At 58.7% G+C, this 16,203-nt stretch carries 13 protein-coding genes and 1 pseudogene; 7 read left to right on the plus strand and 7 right to left on the minus strand.

Annotated elements, in window-relative coordinates:
• The first annotated feature begins 48 nt into the window (after positions 1–48).
• A complete protein-coding gene (locus RDL77_RS00545) occupies positions 49–1,044 on the plus strand; it encodes an ABC transporter permease (RefSeq protein ID WP_165401922.1) in 996 nt (331 codons plus the stop codon).
• Between the two features lie 62 nt (positions 1,045–1,106).
• A complete protein-coding gene (locus RDL77_RS00550) occupies positions 1,107–2,159 on the plus strand; it encodes a substrate-binding domain-containing protein (protein ID WP_288191400.1) in 1,053 nt (350 codons plus the stop codon).
• Positions 2,160–2,216: 57 nt separating this feature from the next.
• On the opposite strand, the gene RDL77_RS00555 is transcribed toward RDL77_RS00550, so the two are convergent.
• The 6 genes from RDL77_RS00555 to RDL77_RS00580 form a co-directional block, all read right to left on the minus strand.
• A complete protein-coding gene (locus tag RDL77_RS00555) occupies positions 2,217–4,271 on the minus strand; it encodes a bifunctional aldolase/short-chain dehydrogenase (protein ID WP_288191401.1) in 2,055 nt (684 codons plus the stop codon).
• A gap of 77 nt (positions 4,272–4,348) precedes the next feature.
• Positions 4,349–5,314 carry a sugar-binding transcriptional regulator gene (locus RDL77_RS00560; protein WP_223614266.1) on the minus strand — a complete coding sequence of 322 codons (966 nt, stop codon included), beginning with the start codon at positions 5,312–5,314 and terminating at the stop codon, positions 4,349–4,351.
• Between the two features lie 167 nt (positions 5,315–5,481).
• Positions 5,482–7,164: an ABC transporter ATP-binding protein gene (locus tag RDL77_RS00565; protein ID WP_288191403.1), complete on the minus strand. Its 1,683-nt coding sequence runs from the start codon at positions 7,162–7,164 to the stop codon at positions 5,482–5,484.
• The gene (locus RDL77_RS00570) at positions 7,161–8,051 is read right to left on the minus strand and encodes an ABC transporter permease (protein WP_288191404.1); all 891 of its coding nucleotides are present in this window, start codon (positions 8,049–8,051) and stop codon (positions 7,161–7,163) included. The genes RDL77_RS00565 and RDL77_RS00570 overlap by 4 nt, the downstream gene beginning before the upstream one ends.
• The gene (locus tag RDL77_RS00575) at positions 8,048–9,022 is read right to left on the minus strand and encodes an ABC transporter permease (protein WP_288191405.1); all 975 of its coding nucleotides are present in this window, start codon (positions 9,020–9,022) and stop codon (positions 8,048–8,050) included. Before RDL77_RS00575 ends, RDL77_RS00570 begins: the two co-directional genes overlap by 4 nt.
• An 83-nt stretch (positions 9,023–9,105) precedes the next feature.
• A complete protein-coding gene (locus RDL77_RS00580) occupies positions 9,106–9,813 on the minus strand; it encodes a creatininase family protein (RefSeq protein WP_288191406.1) in 708 nt (235 codons plus the stop codon).
• A gap of 145 nt (positions 9,814–9,958) precedes the next feature.
• On the opposite strand from RDL77_RS00580, the gene RDL77_RS00585 reads away from it, so the two are divergent.
• The 5 genes and pseudogenes from RDL77_RS00585 to RDL77_RS00605 all read left to right on the plus strand — a co-directional run bounded on the left by RDL77_RS00585 (position 9,959) and on the right by RDL77_RS00605 (position 14,957).
• Positions 9,959–10,528: a MarR family winged helix-turn-helix transcriptional regulator gene (locus RDL77_RS00585; RefSeq protein WP_288191407.1), complete on the plus strand. Its 570-nt coding sequence runs from the start codon at positions 9,959–9,961 to the stop codon at positions 10,526–10,528.
• A 28-nt stretch (positions 10,529–10,556) separates the two neighbouring features.
• Positions 10,557–12,137 carry an ABC transporter substrate-binding protein gene (locus RDL77_RS00590; protein ID WP_288191408.1) on the plus strand — a complete coding sequence of 527 codons (1,581 nt, stop codon included), beginning with the start codon at positions 10,557–10,559 and terminating at the stop codon, positions 12,135–12,137.
• A 67-nt stretch (positions 12,138–12,204) separates the two neighbouring features.
• Positions 12,205–13,164 (plus strand): isoaspartyl peptidase/L-asparaginase family protein, encoded by a 960-nt coding sequence (locus tag RDL77_RS00595; protein WP_288191409.1) that lies wholly within the window; start codon positions 12,205–12,207, stop codon positions 13,162–13,164.
• 141 nt (positions 13,165–13,305) lie between these two features.
• Positions 13,306–14,339: pseudogene (locus RDL77_RS00600) on the plus strand (GH25 family lysozyme).
• Between the two features lie 105 nt (positions 14,340–14,444).
• Positions 14,445–14,957: a cupin domain-containing protein gene (locus RDL77_RS00605; protein WP_288191410.1), complete on the plus strand. Its 513-nt coding sequence runs from the start codon at positions 14,445–14,447 to the stop codon at positions 14,955–14,957.
• 30 nt (positions 14,958–14,987) lie between these two features.
• Here the strand turns inward: RDL77_RS00605 and RDL77_RS00610 are convergent, their stop codons facing one another.
• On the minus strand, positions 14,988–16,133 hold the full coding sequence (locus RDL77_RS00610) for an alpha-hydroxy acid oxidase (protein WP_288191524.1): 1,146 nt from the start codon (positions 16,131–16,133) through the stop codon (positions 14,988–14,990).
• Positions 16,134–16,203: the final 70 nt, after the last annotated feature.

Consider the following 16,203-nt stretch of genomic DNA (forward strand, 5'->3'; position numbering starts at 1 on the left):
ACCTCCATTATTGCCCCCGCTTCAAAGCACGGGACGAAAAGCAGCGCGCTGCCTGTCCGCGATCTGGCAATCAAATACGGTTTTCTGTCTCTGCTTGCCGGTCTGATCATCTATTTCTGTATCGTGACCAACGGGTTTGCCTCGCCGCAAAGCGCGGTGTTCATTCTCCAGTCCGTCTCTATCACCGGCATATTGGCGCTAGGCGTTACGGCAACGCTGGTCGTTGGCGGTTTCGACCTTTCAATCGGATCCGTGGCGACCACCGCCATGATGGCATCGTCCTACGTCATGGTGGTGATGGGCGGAGACGCCCTGACCGCGACGCTCGTCTGTCTTGCCATCGGCATCATCGTCGGGCTTATCAATGGAATATTGATTGTCTATATGCGGGTCCCCGATCTCCTCGCGACCCTGGGCATGATGTTCCTGCTGGTCGGGCTTCAACGCATTCCGACCGAAGGGCGCTCCATCGCCACGGGAATGACCTTGCCGGACGGCAGCGTCGCCAACGGTACGTTCAGCCCGGTTTTCCTCGCCTTGGGCCGTCACCGCTTCGACTTCATCCTGCCAAACCTCTTGCCGGTATCCGTCGTCGTGTTGATCGTTCTGGCCGTGCTGATCTGGTTTTTCCTCGAATACACCCGCTTCGGACGCATGATGTATGCCGTTGGCTCGAATGAGCGCGCGGCCGAACTCGCCGGCGCTCCGGTTAAAGCATACAAGATCAGCGCCTATATCATATCGGGCGTTTTTGCTTCCGTTGGCGGCATATTGCTCGCTGCGCGTCTTGGCCGCGGCGATATCGCTTCAGGCAATAATCTGCTGCTGGATTCTGTCGCTGCGGCACTGATCGGCTTTGCCGTGCTGGGCGCTGCAAAACCAAATGCTTTCGGCACCGGTATCGGTGCGCTGTTTGTCGGCGTGCTGCTGCAGGGGCTGACCATGATGAACGCCCCCTACTATACGCAGGATTTCGTCAAGGGCGCGGTGCTGGTGGTCGCACTGGTGTTTACATTTGCACTCTCCAAAAGAGGCAAACGCTGAGCGGGCGGATACCCCGAGGCAATTGGGACAAGTACAAGAAAATCAAAAATGGAGGAAATGAAATGAAGGTGACGCGGAGAATTTTTGCCAAGCTCGGATTCGGCTTGCTTGGTGCGACCATGTTGGGCGGTGCTGCATTTGCCGATGGCATGCCCGCTCCGTTTGATAATCCCGGCAAGGTCAAGATTGCCCTGGTGCGATACCTTTCGACGGGTGACTTCTTCCAGTCCTATCTTTCCGGCGTCGAGGCCCAGGCAAAGGCGCTTGGCGTCGATCTTCGCGTGCTGGACAGCCGGCAGGATGCTGCCTTGCAGTCTGACATGGTCGATCAGGCGATTGCCCTCGGTGTCAATGGGATCATCATCCAGCACGGCTTGACGGAGTCCATGAAGGATGCTGCGCAACGCGCCGTGGACGCGGGGATCAAGGTCGTTGCGTTCGACGTGAATGTCGGCAACGACAAGATACCGCAAATCGAACAGTCCGATCGCGACCTTGCGCGGCTGGCCCTGGAGCAAGCCGTCAAGGACAATGGCGACAGCTGGAAAGCCGGTTATGTCTATGTCGCAGGGATCGCGCCTCTCGACCGTCGCGACGAGACCTGGAAGGAATTCAAGAAGAAATATTCCGGCATTCATGAAGCCGCTATGTTCGGAACGATGGACAATCCGATCGCCAATTCGGTAGCCAATCAGGCGCGCTCGGTTATCTCTGCCAATCCGGACATTACCGTGATGTTTGCGCCCTATGATGAGTTCGCCAAGGGCGTAAAAATTGCCGTTGACGAGGCCGGACTTTCCTCCAGTGTCAAAATCTACTCGGCGGATATTTCGACATCAGACATCGCGGCAATGCGTGAGCCGGCCAGTGCCTGGACAGCGACCGCTGCGACCAATCCGGCCGTTGTCGGCCAGGTTTCCGTGCGCGCGCTGGCCATGCTGCTTGCCGGTCAGGATCCCGGTCACAACGTCATTGTGCCCCCGACACTGATCACACAAAGCCAGCTCAACAGCGCCGATATCAAGAACATGGAAGAACTGGCGGCCAAACTGCCGCAATTCGCCCATGCGGATGTCGCGGTGCCCGCATGGATGCCGCTTCCCAAGGGAAAATGACAAACGAAAAAGGCGGCCCGAAAGGCCGCCTTTTTGTTGTGTACCAGCACGCCCCGATCAGCGCAGAGCCGCCGCGATGTTCCCGCCATCAACGGTCGTCACGTCGGCTGTTGTCCGCTCCGCCAGTGCATGGTGCAAAAACGCCTGGGCCACATCATCGGCCGTGACTTCCCGCCCGAGCAAATTGCCCGCCATATATTCGCTGGTCGAAAGCCCGCGGGATGCCGAACGGTTCGCAATCATCTCGTCATTCAATAGGCCGGACCGGATACGGTCTGCGTTTACCGCGTTGGAGCGTATGCCGTCCGCACCATGTTCCAGGGCATACTGGCGCGACAAGAAGAGGGTCGCGGCCTTGGGCAGGCCATAGGCACCAAATTTGGCACCCGGATTGACCGCCTGTTTGCTGGCATTGAACAGAAGGGCGCCGCCGGTCCGCTGTTGTTTCATTATGGGTACGGCACATTGCGCCACGGTCTGGTGTGCAAAAAAGTTGAGTTCAAAACTCTTGCGCAGCAAACCGTCGTCAAGGGTTGCAATCGGGCTTTCCCATGCGGCTCCCGCATTGGAAATAACGATATCGACGCCGCCATAGGCGGCAACGACAGCCTCGAACGCCGCACGGACGGATGCGGGATCGGTCACATCGCAGGCCAGGCCGATGGAATCATTGCCGGCGGACCGGGCAACGGCCTCCGCCTTTGCCGCGTCGAGATCCAGCACGGCAACGTGAGCGCCCTGCTGGGCGAACAGCCTGGCCGTTGCGGCCCCGATGGCGCCCGCCCCACCCGTCACCAAGGCCACCTGGCCTGTGAGCGGCTTTGCCTTCGCGCTGGCAAGCTTGGCCTGCTCCAGCGACCAGTATTCCAGATCAAACAGATCGGGCCGGCTCACCGGTTCGAACCGCCCGATGGACTCCGCATCCCGCGCTGCTTCGATCCACATCTCACCGACATCCGCGGCAATTCTGGCATCCTTGAGCGTACGGCCGTGTCCGAACATGCCGAGGCCTGGCACCAGCGTCAGCCGGGGCATCGGATCGAGCATGATCCGCTTTCCGCTGCTGCGCTGATCATTCGTTGTGAAATAGTCGGTATAATCCGCCACATAAGCCGCCACGGCGCGTTCCACCGCCACCTTGAACGCATCGATATCACTGCCATCAGGCGCTGGGAGCACCATCGGACCAGTCTTGATCCGTATGGACAAGTCAGGGGTCGACACGCCGCGCTGCGCCATCTCGTGAACGGCGGTAGCATTGACAAACTCGAGGATCGCCGGTGACGAGCGGAATTCGCTGACCATGCGATCAAACTTGCCTTCGCCCCGATTGACGGCGACGGCGCCGCGCACGATAGCAGCGATATCACCTGGTTTGGCGAGCGTTTCCGGCAACGCCGCCGGTGTAAACGGGTTCCGCCCCTTGTCGCGGACATAGGTCTCGGCGAGCGAGACATAATGAATCATGCGGTCGTAGGCTTCCCGAGCCGTCGCGCCAAACGTGAAAATGCCGTGCTTGTCGAGAATGAGACCGTCAACGGTGGGATCCGCATCAAAAACCTCGCCGGCCCGCTTTGCCAGATCAAAACCGGGCATCACGTAGGGCACGAAGCCCATTTTGCTGCCAAAGATTTTCTCACTGAGGGCCCGGCTCTCCGCCTGGTCAGCGATAGCCAGAATTGCGGTCGAATGGGTGTGATCCACAAATTTATGCGGGATGAAGGCATGCAGCAGCGCTTCCACTGACGGGTTTGGCGAAGCCGGATCAATCAGGTTTGCCCGTTGCAGGGTGACCATATCCTCATCGGACAATTTACTCAGCTTGCGGGCCTTGAGCAGGGGGGCGATCTTGACGGCCGGCAGGCCGGCGGGCTCGATGATACCCATGTCCCAGCCGCTCCCCTTCACGCAGAGCACATCCCACTCGTCACCAATCAGATCCTTGACCGTGGTTTTGACGGAGGTGTTTCCGCCGCCGTGCAACACCAACTGCGGCACGCTTCCGAGAAGCCGCGTGGTATAAGTTCTCAATGCGAGATCGCGGTTGATACCCTTGGCGGCATAGGCCGCCACCATGTCTTCGGCCTCTTTGTCATTCCACAAATTTTTCATGCGAACTCCTCCCGTCCGGCAAATGGTCTCACGGCCTGGCAACGGGCCAGGCGATCCGCCAATGTTTCCAACTGTTGCTATGCTTGTTTTAGCCCGGCGCCCTTGGCGCGTTTGAGCAGGCGTTTCGCCATGGATGCCGTGACCATGAGATGGGACGCAAACCCGCCCTTGATTGCTGCCACAAGCGGTTCGTACTTGCTGTCCTCCTGAACCACCAGCATCCTTTTAGGAATTTTCCGGATGGAATCGAGATCCGCAGAAATACAGCGCCGGTTATGGGCGCAGTCCAGCCACTGCCCGTCCACGTCGATCAGTTGCCCGGCAATCACACCCGCAGCGCCGGCCTGCCCGAGTGCATGCATTTCAGCCGCGGTGATTGCGCCGCATTTCACCAGATGGCTGTCATCTTCGATGCCACCCACAGAATAAAGCGCCAGCTGACAGTCGGTGATTGCCAATAACTGCTCCCGGATAACCGGCTCCCGGCGCAACTCCTCCGCCAGACGTTCAGAGCTGAGCACGAGCGGTGCGTAAAGGTTGATGCCTTCCGCGTTCAACCGGCGGGCAATTTCAGTCGTGCATTGATCCGGGCGATAGGAATACGGCGCCCCGAGATTACCGCAGAGCTGCACGACCGCCACGCCCTGCAGGTCTGCGTAAGGCATGACGTCGGCGATATGATAGACAGTCCGCCCCCAGGCCACGCCGACACGATCACCCTTGTTGATCAACTCAATGAACGCAGCCGCTGCAACAACGGGCATTTCAACAGATGGATTGAAAGCCTGCCTGTCTTCGGGAATGATCCATACGGTTTCAAGGCCAAGGGCATCCTCGGTTTCGCGCGCAAGAACGTCATCGGAAAACAATTCCGTCGATGTGGAGATGGTGACAATGCCGATTTCGCGCGCACGGCGCAGATACATCGCCACGGATGCGCGGGAAATATCGAGATGCTTGGCCACTTCGTCTTGCCGCAAACCATGGGTATAATAGAGCCAGGCGGCCTTATGGATTATCTGATCGGCGGACCGGACAGGCATTGAAGTTCCTCACAAAATATCGCTGATTAGACAATATTCACGTGATCTGACAAAAGTCAAATAGCGGATCATCTGCTGCCTGCGTTGCGCGCTTTTCTCTCCGCAGTTTTATGGGAAAGTCGCGTTGCCACCCTCGCCCCCGGGTGGCAAATCAATGCGTGAGCGCCTCAGGCGAGCTTTGGTATGGCGCTGAGGAGCGCGCGCGTATAGGCCTCCTGCGGCGCGTCGAATATTTCCTCCGCCGTCCCCACTTCGATGATCTTGCCGCGATACATCACGGCAACCCGGTCGCAGAGATGACGCACGACGGAAAGGTCATGACTGATGAACAGCAGCGTCAGGCCCAGTTCCTTGCGCAATTGCAAAAGAAGGTTGAGAATCTGCGCCTGAATGGAAACGTCGAGCGATGCCACCGGTTCGTCGCAGACAATGACGTCGGGGCGCATGGCCAAGGCGCGGGCGATGGCGATACGCTGGCGCTGGCCGCCCGAAAACTGGTGCGGATAGCGGTCCGCAAATGCCGGATCGAGCGAGACGGCCTTCAGCCACTCCGCCACATACGAACGGGCTTCGGCCTTGCTGGTCAGGCCATGCGCTATCGGTCCTTCCGCGATGGACTGTCCAATCGTGCGGCGCGGGTCAAGTGACGCAAAGGGATCCTGAAAGATCATCTGGACATTGGTGGTCAGCTTTCTCGGCTGCGGGCCGGCGGACATCACCGGGCTGTTGTTCAGCGTTACCCTGCCTTCGGTCGGCTGATAGATGCCGCAAACAATACGGCCGAGCGTCGATTTGCCCGAACCGGATTCCCCGACCAATCCAAGCGCCTCTCCCCTTGCTATGGTCAGATCAACGTTTTCAACGGCAAGCACTGGCTTCTTTGATTTGAGCAGGCCGGACCGCTCGCCCAGCCGCGCCCAGAAACCACGCTTCTGTTCAAACACTTTGACGAGCCCATCCATCGCGACGAAGGACGGATCGGCCATCGCGGCGGCAATGGGACGCGCAGCGCTTTCGCCGTCAATGTCATTGGCGCCAGCACCCAGCCGCTGACCGGGCTTTGACCGCGATGGCAATGCATCGAGCAGAGATTGCGTATAGGGATGGCTTGGCGTGCGCAGGACCTCGGAGGCAAGGCCCGTTTCCACGATCTTGCCCGCCTTCATCACGGCGATGCGCTTCGAGATGGAAGCCACGGTTGCCAAGTCATGGCTGATCCAAATCATGGAAATGCCAAGCTCGGCAACCAGCGACTTTACTTCAATGAGAATTTCCGCCTGGACCGACACATCAAGTGCGGTGGTCGGTTCGTCGGCAATGACAATTTTGGGCCGGTGCAGCAGCGCAATGGCTATGGCAACGCGCTGGCGCATGCCACCGGAGAACTGGTGCGGATAAAAATCCACCTTCTGTTCAGGATCGACAATGCGAACCTTTCGCAGCGCCTCGACAGCACGCAGGCGGGCATCGGCGTCTGAAATCCGTTCATGCGCCTGCAGCGCCAGGGTCATCTGATCCAATACGGTCAGGACCGGATTGAGTGTCATCATCGGGTCCTGGAAGACCATGGCAATGTCCCGGCCACGGATCTTGCGCAATTCCGGCTCGCTGAGGCCAACAAGTTCGCGGCCATCAAGTTTGATCGAACCGCTGACAATGCGCCCTGGCTTGTCGATGAGACCGATCAGGGAAAAGCCGGTAATGGACTTGCCCGAGCCTGACTCGCCCACCAGTCCCAGAATCTCGCCCTTTTCCAGATGGAGCGAGATGCCGTCGACTGATTTCACGGTTCCCGTCCGCGCTTCGAAATAGGTGCAAAGATCGATCACTTCGAGAAGGGGAGCGGTCATCGTTTCAACCTCGGATTGAGCTGACTCCGCACCTGATCACCGACAAGATTGATCGCCATGATGAGAACGATGAGAGCCACGCCCGGATAGATGGAAATCCAGTATCGGCCGGAGAGAAGATACTGGAAGCCGCCGGAAATCAGCATGCCGAGCGATGGTTCGGTGGGCGGCAGACCGACCCCGAGAAATGACAGGGTTGCTTCTAGCGAAATGGCGCTCGCCACCTGAACGGTCGCCACGACGATAAGCGGCGGCAGCGCATTGGGCAGGATATGCCGTGTCACCACAAACCAGCCGCTCATGGGTACGGACAGAGCGGCCTCGACATAGTCCTTGTTCCGTTCAACGGCGGCCGCGCCATGGGCAGTGCGCACGAAATAGGCGTATTGCGAAAAGACCAGTGCGACAATCAGCTGCCCCTTGCCCTGGCCGAGGAGTGCCGCCACCACGAAAGCGAGCAGGATCGCCGGGAACGAAAGCTGCAGATCCACCAGCCGCATCACGAGGGCTTCAAAACGCCCGCCCACGTAGGCGGCGGTACAGCCGACCAGCGCGCCGATCGAAAAGGCTATCGCGCCCGCGAGAAGGCCCATTTCCAGCGAAATGCGCAGGCCGTAGAGGATGGCGGAAAAGAGATCACGGCCCTGGCTGTCGGTTCCCAGAATGTGGGTATATCCGCCGGTGCCGATATATCCCGGTGCCCTGCGTGCATCACGCATCACAAGGCTTGAAAGATCGTAGGGGTCCTGCGGCGCAATCAGCGGCGCGAAAACAGCCAGCACAATGACAACGAGCAGTATGACGGCAGCGATGACAGCAACGGGATGGCGTGCAAACTCTGCCCAGAAATCGGATGAGGTACGGGCTTTTTCGACGGATAGGGTCATTTGCCGCCCCCATGGCGCATGCGCGGATCGAGGACAGCATAGGCCAGATCGACAACCAGGTTGATCGTAATGAACATGAGCGAAACCAGCATGAGATAGGCCACCATCACCGGCCGGTCCAGCGACGTGATGCTGTCAATGATCAGCTTTCCGAGACCCGGCCACGAATAGATCGTCTCGGTCACGACGGCGAACGCAATGGTCGAGCCCAGTTCCAGTCCGAATACGGTCACGAGCGGAATGGAAATCAACCGCAGCACGTGCCGGCGCAGGATCGTCCACTCATGGATGCCTGCCGCCCGGGCAAACTTGATCGTATCGGTCAGCATCACTTCCCGCGTGCCAGAGGCCGCCAGCCGTATCATCATCGACATCTTGAACAGGGACAGGTTGACGGCCGGCAGGATGAGGTGGCGCATGCCATCGAACGTCAGAAAACTGAGGGGAACGCCGAAAACAGAAACCGTCTCGCCGCGGCCGCCTGCCGGCATGATGCCCAGTTGCACGGCAAAGACCATGATGAGCATGAGCCCGATCCAGAAGGTGGGAACCGAGAAGCCGAGAATGGACAGGGCCATGATCACCTTCGCGGTCCAGCTTTCCGGTTTGTACCCCGCATATATTCCAAGCGGTATGCCGATGAGGCTTGCCAGGAGAACAGCGATAACCGCGAGCTCCATTGTCGCGGGGAAGCGCGAGGCAATCAGCTGGGAAACCGGCATGTTGTAGACGAATGAACGACCCAGATCGCCATGCAGAAGGTTGCTTGCGAAGTGCAGATACTGCTGCCAGATGGGCAGATCGAGGCCATACTGCGCAATGACGCGATTGCGGATGTCCTGGGTTGCATCCGGAGAAATCAGCACGTCGACCGGGTTTCCGATGACGAAGACACCCAGAAAAACCAGCAATGACATGACGAGCATGACCAGTGCCGCCTGCCATAATCGCCTGACAATGAACGCAACCATTCGCTCAACCTTCCCCTGCACATTCGTGCTTGTTTGAATTGGCTGTCACCGGCGGGCTTCCCTGCATCCGCCGGTGACAACAATCAATGCCAGCCGTTTTCCAGCTCTTCCCGTGTTTCCCCGACGGCAACATCCCAGATCGCCAGCATGTCAGCATCGGGCCGCTCGAACAGTCCGTGGTAGTTGCCCTCGCCCTGAGAAAGCTGTGCCCGCTTGCCGCCGGCGCCGACGCGGGCTAACGCGCCAAAATCAACGCGTTCCTGTGCATGGTCTGGCTGGGCGACACCCGGAAGGCGCGTCCAGGGGAAATTTTCCATCCAGGAGGCGTGCGACGCGCGATTGTCGATTTCGAGAACCTTGCCCATGGTCTTGGGTGCACGCCACCAATCGTGCATTTTCACACTGGCATCACGATTGCGATTGAGCCATTCGGAAACAACCGTTCCCGCCGGCGTGTTGCCCCCATGTCCGTTGACAATGAGGATACGGCGGAAACCGCCGTGATAGAGGCTATCAAGGACGTCCTCGATCACACCGACATAGGTGCGCAGGCTCAGCGATACGGTTCCCGGAAAATCGGCAAAACTTGAAGCAAGCCCATAGGGCAAGACCGGGAAAACCGGAACGCCGAGCGGCTCGGCTGCATCGACCGATACTTTTTCCGCCAGGATCATGTCGGTCGCGAGACTCAGCCGCGCGTGTTGCTCCACGCTGCCAATGGGCAGGATGCACCGGTCATCCCTGCGGACGCGTTCCTCAACCTGACTCCAGTTCATCGCACTTATGCGCATGCCACTTACCTCTGCTGATTTCGTCCCCAAGCATAAACACAAGGATCATGTGCATACAAGTTCCAAATGGTACAAAAATTACGTTTGACATACAGCAATAGCAAGATATTTTGTCCCTAATGGAACTTAATGGCGAGGAGCGCGCATGCAGAACCTGATCGATATCGCGCTGCTGGAGGGCCGTGCCGGACGCACGACAGCGCCGAACGAGAGTATTGCGGAAAGCGATATTCTTTATGCAAAGCTATGGTCGAACCCCTGTTGGCTTTCCTTCCGCATCAACTATCTGGCACTGCACTACAACAACCCCGTATATGGCACGATCAATGCGGATCATGACCTGCTGCGCCCCGAATTCGTCGTGCTCTATTCGCTGTTTCTGCGGGACCGCACCACGCTTTCGGAAGTGGTGGCCGGTTCCGGTTTTCCAAAGAACACGTTGAGCCGCGCAACCAAGAAGCTCGACCGCCTCAAGCTGGTCCGGCGCGAGGAGGATCTGGGAGATCTTCGCCGCGTCGTCCTGTGCCTGACGCCGGAAGGCCGGGCGATTGTCGAAGCCAAGATGGCGCCCATGATCGACCGGGAACGCATGATGCTGGAGGCACTCAGCCCCGCCGAACGCATGATGCTGTCCGACATCCTCGCCAAAATGGTCATCGCTTCGCGCGGCTGGCCCGACACGATTTCTTCCGACGCAACCGCATTCGAAGAATAAGAAGCAACCTCTGGAATAGGGAACAACAATGCAAAGAAGACTGAGAGCCCTCTTATTGGGAACCGCACTCCTGCTGGGCACAGGCCAAGCCATCGCCGCAGACCTTGTCATGGCGATCAAGGCCGGGCCGGCTTCGATGGATCCGCATTTCACCGCCACCGCAGCCAACGCGGAAGCAACCAAGCATATTTTCGATACACTCATCCGCTCGGGCAGCAATCTCGAGCTGGAGCCATCGCTTGCGCTCAGCTGGACAGCCATCGACCAGACGACCTGGGAATTCAAGCTGCGTCAGGGCGTCAAGTTTCACGATGGATCAGATTTCACGGCGGAAGATGTGAAATTCTCCATCGAACGCATTCCTCATGTCACCGGCCCCAACCCCGCGACAATCTTTGTGCGCCGGGTCAAATCGGTGGAGGTGATCGATCCATTCATCGTGCGTGTCAAGACGGAAGGCCCCGCACCCACTCTGCCGAATGATTTTGTGCGTCTGTTCATCACCTCGCACACGGCAGCCGCCAATTACTCAACGCAGGAAACAGCGGCCGAAGGCTTCAATTCAGGCAAGGCAACCATCGGTACCGGCCCTTACAAGTTCGTTTCCTGGGCTCCGACACAGGATCTGGTTCTCCAGCGCTTCGACGGCTATTGGGGCGGAGCACAGCCCTGGGATCGTGTCATTCGCAAGGAAATCCCCAACGATGCCGCGCGCGTTGCACAGCTGAAGGCAGGACAGGTCGACGTGATTTCGAAAGTGCCCGCCGCGGATGTGCCGGTACTTGAACGGGATGCATCGCTTGCCGTGGTCAAGAACGAGAGCATCTACATCAGCTATCTCGAGTTCGATTTCCGCGAGAAAAGCCCGCAGGTCTTCGACAAGAGCGGCGCGAAGCTCGACAAGAATCCCCTGCTCGACCCGCGTGTGCGCGAAGCCATCGATCTCGCACTCGACCGCCAAACCATCGTCGAGTTCGCCCTGGAAGGGATGGCTGTCGTGCCGACCCAGTTGGTCACATCGAATATCTTCGGCTATGACAAGTCGCTCCAGGCACCGGCCTTCGATCTGAAGCGCGCCAAGGAATTGCTGAAGGATGCTGGTTATCCCAACGGCTTCAAGATCACGCTCAGCTATGCCAATGATCGCATGCCGAACGAGCTTGGACCGACAGTCGCGCAGATGCTGGCTGCAATCGGCATCACAGCCGATGTTAATGGCGTGCCTGCGACTGTGTTCAATCCGGCAAAGACCCGGGGCGAGTATTCACTCTATATGGCCAGTTGGGGCACGTTGACGGGCGAAGCAAATTACATGCTCTCGTCGCTGATGCACGCCCACGACACCGCAAAATCGCTGGGCGCATTCAATGTCCGCGGTTATGCTAATCCGCAGATGGACAAGCTGATTGAAGACGCCGGAGCCGAGATGGATACGGACAAGCGTCGCGTCCTTCTGGAAAAGGCCAATAATCTCGTCGCAACGGACCGCCCCGACCTGCCTCTCGCAACCCAGCTCAGCGCCTGGGCTGTGAAGAAGGCCAAAGTTGTCCTCACACCCCGGGCGGACGAAGACACGCTGGCGATGAATATCCGTCCGGCGCAGCAATAAACATCGACGTGAAAGGGCCGGATACTGATCCGGCCCTTTTGTTATTTCACACGCAGGAAAGACAGACATGACGAACATAGCTCTGGCCATTCACGGCGGTTGCGGCGTGATGGCCAAACTTGATCTGAGCGAGGCTGAGTGGGCCGGCGCCCGCGCCGATCTGGCATCGGCACTGAAAGCCGGTTGGGCAATTCTGAGTTCCGGCGGCTCCTCGCTCGACGCGGTGGAAGCTGCGGTGGTGGTGATGGAGGACAGCCCTCATTTCAATGCAGGGTATGGCGCCGCGCTTAACGAACACGGTATCCATGAACTGGATGCATCCATCATGGACGGCTCCGGTCTGGCTGCCGGTGCGGTCTGCGCCAGCAGGGCTATCCGCAATCCCATAAGGGCAGCACGTGCAGTCATGGAAAAGGGAGATGCGGTTCTCTTGAATGGAACGGCAGCCGATCGCTTCGCTGAAGTGGCTGGACTGGCCACGGAACCGCAAGCCTATTTCACGACCGAACGCCGCCTCATTGCTCTTGCCGCCATGAAAGCCCATGAGGCCCGGGGCACGTCCGCGCTGGCGAAGGAGGCTGAGAAACACGGCACGGTCGGCGCGGTTGCGCTTGATGCCGCCGGTCATCTCGCAGCAGCGACCTCAACGGGCGGCTACAACAACAAACCCGATGGCCGTGTCGGCGATTCCCCGATCATCGGCGCAGGCACCTATGCGCGGGATGGCATCTGTGCCGTATCCGGTACCGGCAAGGGTGAAGTATTCATCCGCCATGTCGTCGGTCACGAGATCGCAAGCCGGATGGCCTATCTCGGCGAAGACCTCAAGACAGCTTCAGACAAGGTCATCCACGAAGACCTCAAACGGCACAATGCAGGCGCCGGGCTGGTTGCCGTAGGTGCCGACGGCTCCATCGTCGCGCCGTATAATACCGATGGTATGTTCCGCGGCTGGGTCACCAGCAACGGTGATGTCTTTGTCGGCACACACGACAAAGTTTTCCAGCTCCCAGGTCTTTCACGCTAAGACCTGGGCGGCATGGTTGACGGCACCTTATGGTTAAAATCGGGATTCAGTCTTTCTTGGTAATTTCCTGTTAGCAATTACAGCAGTGAAACCGATTGGCCTCGTTCGCGCCATCGACAATTATTTCGAGTACGGGTGCCTATGCGTGTTTCGTGTGTGCTGACAATCATGTTTTCGTGCCTCGTGCTGACGAACTGCCAATCCAGTTCGGGCGTGGACGATGTGCTGGCACAACGGCCTTCGCAGGAAATGACCAGTTCGGTGGTCCGGCCAAGCCGTTCGGTGACGCGTATCGCCATGGCAACCGTTCCCCCCTCGCCGGTACCCCAGCAGGAAATTCTGGCATGGGCCGGACCCGTCCCGGAATCGGCAGCGATCCTGCCACCGGCACCATCCCCTGTCATGGCCGCCCCAATGGAAAGCCGGTTCCCCCGCCTGCCCCCGCGGATCCGATGGTCAAGGCTGCACCGCAGGCCCGAATGCAGATCTACAGCCGCCGTTTCCGCGATGCCAAACCCATTAATTTTGGGCCGGCATCGCCAAAAAAACTCGCCGTGCACGGGGTTGACGTGTCGCGCTGGCAGGGTGACGTGGATTGGGCGAACCTGCGTATGCAAGGCGCCAATTTCGCGTATATCAAAGCTACCGATGGCGGCGATCATATCGACCCGATGTTCAAGACCAACTGGCGCAAGGCCAAGGAAGCCGGTCTGAAGCGGGGCGCCTATCACTTCTTCTACTGGTGCCGCACTGCGGGCGAGCAGGCTGACTGGTTCATCCGCAATGTTCCCCGGGAACCCGGTGCGCTTCCACCTGCAATAGATGTGGAATGGAATGGCGAATCGAGCTGCAAGCGGCGCCCTTCCCGCGCGCAGGTGCTGGAAAAGATGCAGGTCTTCATGGACAAGCTGGAGAAACATTATGGCCAGCGGCCGATCATCTACACCGCCCCGGATTTCTATCGGGACAATCTGAGGGGCGAGCTTGCCGACTATCCCTTCTGGTTGCGCGCGGTCGCCGCTCATCCCTCCAAGGTTTATCCCGGCCGGCGCTGGCTGTTCTGGCAGTATTCCGGTTCGGGCCTTTCCCATGGCGTCAGCGGCCGAATTGACCTCAACGTATTCCATGGCAGTGAGGAGGAATGGCACAACTGGGTGACGGCGCGGGCCGGTTAAGCCCACGCAAGCGTAGTGCCAATTACATGCAATTTGCGTCCCGGGTTTAACCTAATTCTGACGAATGGCCGCTATTCAAGGTGTTCCATTCTGAAGGGGGAAACAATGGCGTGGAGACTTATGCTGGCAAGTGCCGTACTTGCCATGACACGGACGATACCGAACGTTTTCACAGGGCCGCGCAGTTCCGGTCTCGTATCGGACAACGCCCTCGAAATGCAGTTGAACCCCGCTCCCATCAATCCCGACTGGATATTGGACGGTAACCCGCAGGCGCGCGCCCGCGAACAATCCGCAAGCCGCGACCGGGCGGCCTACACCGCGATATGGGATTGCACGGCCGGAACCTTCCGCTGGTATTTCGGTTGGGACGAAACCGTCTGCATTCTCGAAGGTGAAGTACACGTCACGGACGCCGAAGGGCTCACCCGTACCTTGCGTGCGGGAGATGTTGCCTACTTTACCGGTGGAACATGGGCAACCTGGAAGATAGACCGCTATCTGAAGAAGGTCGCGTTCATGCGCCGTACCCTGCCGGCACCGGCATCATTCATCTATCGCGCCAGTGATGCCGCCCGCAGGCGCTGGGGCCGCACCAAAGGCGGCGCGCTGCAATGAGGCAGCTCCTTCCAGTCAAGATTTCCCGATCTATCGCAGCTTGAGATTCTCCCGGGTCAGTTGATCGACGGAGGTGCAGCCCATGAGCTTCATTCCCCGCTCTATCTCGATCTTGAGCTGATCCAGCGCGCGGTCGACGCCAGCCTGACCGGCCGCGGCAAGGGGATAAAGATAATAACGTCCGATCCCGACCGCCTTGGCGCCCATGGACAAGGCTTTGAGCACATGCGTCCCGCGCTGGATTCCGCCGTCCATGATCACATCGATTTTGTCGCCCACGGCATCAACGATCTCAGCCAGTTGGTCGAATGCCGCGCGCGATCCGTCGAGTTGCCTGCCGCCGTGATTGGAGAGAATGATACCCGTGCAGCCGATATCGACTGCGCGCCTGGCATCCGCCACCGACATGATGCCCTTCAGGCAGAACTGCCCTGACCAGTGCTGCACCATCTCGGCAACATCGTCCCAGGTCATCGAGGGATCCAGCATCTCCGTGAAATACCGGCTGATCGACATGGCGCCGCTGCCCATGTCCACGTGTTCTTCCAGTTGCGGCAGGCTGAAGCGTTCATGCGTGAGATAGTTCAGTGCCCATTGCGGCTTGATGGCAAATTGCAGCATGCCGGCAAGATTGAGCCTGAACGGAATGGAAAAGCCGGTGCGCAAATCACGCTCGCGGTTACCCCCGGTAATGCTGTCGACGGTCAGCATCATCACCTCGACGCCAGCGTCCTTGGCCCTCTGCATCATCGCCCGGTTCAGGCCGCGGTCCTTGTGAAAGTAGAACTGATAGACCTGCGGGCCGCTATAGGACTTGCGCAGTTTCTCAAGGCTGACTGTACCAAGCGATGAAACACCGAACATCGTTCCGTGCCTTGCCGCTGCGGCTGCAACCGCATGCTCTCCCTGATGGTGAAACAGCCGCTGCAGGGCTGTCGGGGAGCAGTAGAAGGGCACGGCAAGCTTTTGTCCCATGACAACAACGGATGTATCGACACTCTTTACCCCGCGCAGCACATTGGGAATGAGATCGCAATGGTCGAAACTTTCAGTATTCCGGCGATAGGTGACTTCATCATCCGCTGCCCCGTCGATATAGTCGAAGATTGGCCTCGGCAGCCGCCGTTTGGCCAACATTCTGAAATCGTGGAAATTGTGGCAATCGCTCAGACGCATCATTCAACCCTTGTTTGATTCACGGCTGAGAATAGGCGGGAATTGCTGCGGATGCACTAAGTGTGGCGAC

The sequence above is a fragment of the uncultured Phyllobacterium sp. genome (assembly GCF_902479695.1).
In the GTDB taxonomy this organism is placed as follows: Bacteria; Pseudomonadota; Alphaproteobacteria; order Rhizobiales; family Rhizobiaceae; genus Phyllobacterium; species Phyllobacterium calauticae.